1 protein-coding gene is annotated in these 3989 nt (G+C 62.2%); it reads left to right on the forward strand.

All coding sequences use genetic code 11. From position 1 onward, the window contains the following. Window positions 1–3884 (forward strand): NEL-type E3 ubiquitin ligase domain-containing protein (locus tag HX846_RS25865; protein WP_306173155.1); only part of this gene is annotated, 3884 nt, incomplete at its 5' end. Window positions 3885–3989: the final 105 nt, after the last annotated feature.

Here is a 3989-nt window from a genome sequence, read left to right on the forward strand (position 1 = left end):
CGTTGCGTCTGGCGAGCGGGTTATTAGGTTATGCCCTGAGCGGCCGGGGTGCGGCCCAGGCACCCAATGCCGCCCTGGCGGCCAGGGTTCGCGATGTTTACCCCAACCTCAGCGATGAGGCGGCCCAGCTGTTTGTGCAAAGTCTGTTGCAGGCCGGCCAGCGCCCCCCACAGATCTATGAGTTGATTGGCAACCGCGAGCGCGAACTGACCCGGTTACGCATGACCCTGGATCAGTGGGTGACGCAAAACAGTGCTCAGGCGGGGGCACAACATACGGCCGACACCCTGATCAATTGCTGGCGCGAAGGCGCGTACCGGGGCTTGAAACCCCATGCCTATCTGTCACTGGGCAAGGCCGGTAACTTGCCGGCGCTGGATGCTGATTTTTCCCATGTGCGAGGGTTGGGTGTAAGCGGTGAAACCTTGGCGGACACGCAGGGCGTCAGGCTTGCGCAGCAGTTCCCCAACGCCGAAGTCCTGAATGTGTTCACCGAGCCCGCCCATGTCGAAGCGATTGCCACGGGCCTTGGGCTGTTTCCCAAGCTTGAAGAGTTGTCGATCGACGGCTGGGGCCTGACCTACTCGCCGGTCTTTTTGCAACGCCTTAACACGTTAAGCCAGTTGCGCCGGTTGGCCCTGACGGGCGCGCTGGAGGCATTGGATGTCAGCGGCTTGAAACAGCTGCTTGCCTTGCGGGTGGCGGGCGCCCTGAAAGAGTGGCCGGTAGGTGTTCTGACGTTGGACAAACTGGAGACGCTCGACCTGTTGGCGACCGGGATAAATACCATGCCGGCGGCAATGCTTGAGGGCCACGAGCGCCTGTGGCGTGGCCTTACCCTCAACTGGGCAGCGTTTGAGCGGCGTGCGTTCATGCCGGTGTATCAGCACGTGAAAAACCACCCGGGGCATTTGGTGGATGAAGTGCTGATGGTGGACGCTTATTGTGAAGGCGCGTTGCGACGCCTGAAAGACAGCGACCCGGCGTTTGCGCCCAGTGCCTTGGCGTACCTGCGGCGCCATCGGTTGACCAGTGACGCCAAGTTGACCCGTGTGCACGCCTTGCTGGATGAACATGCAACCTTGCAGCAGGCGCTGGAAGAGTGGCAGGGCAGGGAAGTGGAGGTCGACCGGCGACCGGTGGACCCGCTCAATCGTCAACGTGCGGCAGACAAGCTCATGGCTTACTGGCGCGATGGCCTCGACCGACGTTTTGCCTCCCCCCGTGAGGTGGCCGGGCCTTCTTCGCCAGCCGCCTCCGAGGGGGTCATGCTGGACCTGTCGGGTACGGTACTGGGGGATTTGCCGCCGATGCCGGCCGCAGCTTTTGCCCACGTGCAGCGCTTGAACCTCGCAGGCACCCGGGTTTCAGTGGCGGCATTGAACGATTTCCTCCCCCAGTTCACCCAAATCCACGGCCTGGACCTGAGCCGCAGCAACCTGATGGACCTGCCGGCGTCCCTGACGCAGTTGAGGTCTCTCAAACAGCTGGACCTGGCGCACAACCAGTTGACGATCACTGAGGCGATACAGCAGCGCCTCAGCGCCCTGGTCACGCTTCGAGGGTTGAACCTGGATTACAACCGTGTGGGTACCCTGGATGTCAGTGGGCTCAACCAGCTGCGCAGCCTGAACCTGAGCCACACCGCGACCACCGCCTGGCCGACAGGTTGGCTGGCATTACCCGAACTGCGTCAAGTGGATCTGAGCTACAGCGCTATTACCACGATCCCCCAGGCTGCACTGACCGGCCATGACCTGCTGATGCTGAGCAGCAACGTGCGTGGCTGTCGCCTGACCTTGCCGGCCTGTGCCGACATACAGCGTTTTGCCCTGCGTACCTACCAGGACAATCCGTTGAACGTCGCACCGGCCATGCTGCCGGTTTTTGGCCCGAGCTTTTACCTGGACAAACCCTTGGGCATTCCCCGCGAAGGGCTGGCGGAGGGCAGAACGGGGGGCGATCCGGAATACTTTCCCCTGGAGGTCACGGACAGTCCCGATCTGCTCCTCGCGCTGGAGGTAGAGGTGCCCAACAGTGAAGTTCGGCAGACACCTGCGCAGCGTCTGCAACAAATAGACCCGGCGTTGTCCACGCGCGATGCGGTACGGCGCATTGACGAACTGCTTGCCAGTGGCCTGGGCGCACTGGAGGTCGAGGCATGCCTGGTTCGGTGGCGCACGGGCTACCGGGGTATGGTGCGGGTGTTGAACGACTGGATCGATATTCGCGGTTATCGCCAGGGGGGCGGCTGGGTCAGCGCGGTGGACCGTCGTCGCGCGGCCGACAGGCTTATCGACAGTTGGCGCCATACCTTGCGGGCGCACCCCGAGGTTGCGCCGGGCGATGGGCGCGAGGTCCTTCAATTGAACGACCTGTATCTGGGGGACCTGCCGGCGTTACCCGAGCCGTTGGCCCATGTGAGGGTGTTGAACCTCAACGCAGTCAAGCTTACTGAGCAGGGCTCCAATGCGTTCCTGCGGGCGTTTCCCAAGCTGCGTACCCTGACTCTCAACAATAATGGCCTGATGAGCCTGCCCGACGCCGTCGGCGAATGCTCGACACTTACCGAGCTGCACCTGAGCCATAACGAACTGCGCTATCGCAGCGAGCTGCAGGGCCAGCTCAATCGGCTGACCGCGCTGGAGCGCCTGGACCTGAGTGAGAACGTCCTCGATTCTTTGGACATCAGCAGCCTGCCTCAATTGCAGTCATTGGAACTGCGCGGCAATAACCTTCTGGCGTGGCCGCAGGGTGTCCTCCAGGCTGCGCAGTTGCGCCACCTGGACCTGCGCAGCAACCGTATCGAAACCATCCCTGAAGACGCGTTGCTGCCCCAGCACAGCGCTCTGATGTGGGGCACGGACCTATCCGATAACCTGCTGTTTGAGGAAGATCTTGCACGCTTGCGCGTCTACCAGCAGCAGACCGATTGTGGCCTGGGATTTTCCGCCGAGGAACTGGAAGACGCACTGGAGGGGTACCACAGTACCGATAGCAGCTCCGGGTCGGACATCCACCCTGAACTCTTGACCCCGGAACAACAAAAGGCCCAATGGTTCTCGGGTATTGCCGCCGATTCGGCCCGCCACCGGGTATGGAGCGTGCTCAAGCAGGCCGAAAACAGCGAGGATTTTTTCTACATCATTTCCCAGTTGAAGAACGCCCAGGATTTCTTGCACGACCGCGCCGACCTGACTCGCCGGGTGTGGGCGGTGCTTGAGGCGGCGGAGCAATACCCGCACTTGCGCGAACAACTATTTGGCCAGGCCCAGGCGATGCGGGTAAGGGCTACCTGTGGTGACGGCTGGATCCTCCTGTTCAGTGATCTTGAAGTCAGCGTGTATGAGTTCAAGGCCCTGAGGGCCCTTGCACCCGGGCAGGAAGGCACCACGCTGTTCAACCTGGCCCGGCGCATGATCCGTCTCGATGAAGCGGAGCGCATTGCTGGCGAAGCGATCAACCGCAGCCCCGGCATCGATCCGGCGGAAATTCGCCTGGCCTACCGCATTGGCCTGGCCGAGCGCCTGGATCTGCCTCACCAACCGTCCACCATGCTGTACCGCAACCTGTCCCGGGTGACCCAGGCCAACATCGATCAGGCGTATGCCGCCATTATGGCCAGAGAGAGTACTCCTGTGTTTATGCAAGAGCTGGTCAAGCGCCCGTACTGGGTCAGCTACTTGCAGAAGCTGTATCCCGAAGAGTTTTCGGTGTTGGCCCAGGCGCATCAGGTCAAGGTAGATGCCCTCGAGGAGCTTCACCCGGACCTCAGCGCCCAATACCTGAGCGAAGTCGCAGCCTTGGACACCGAAAACCTTGCCGAGCAACAGGCACTGGCGCTCAGGCTTTCGGGGCGGGCGAGGAGGGATCTGGGGATCTGACCCGGGCGCCCAGCCGGCTGGACGCCCGGGCCAGCGCGCCACAACTTAGTTGTCGTAACCCAGGTTCGGCGCCAGCCAGCGTTCGGTCACGCTCAGGTCCTGCTC

The sequence above is a fragment of the Pseudomonas sp. K5002 genome (assembly GCF_013386655.1).
In the GTDB taxonomy this organism is placed as follows: Bacteria; Pseudomonadota; Gammaproteobacteria; order Pseudomonadales; family Pseudomonadaceae; genus Aquipseudomonas.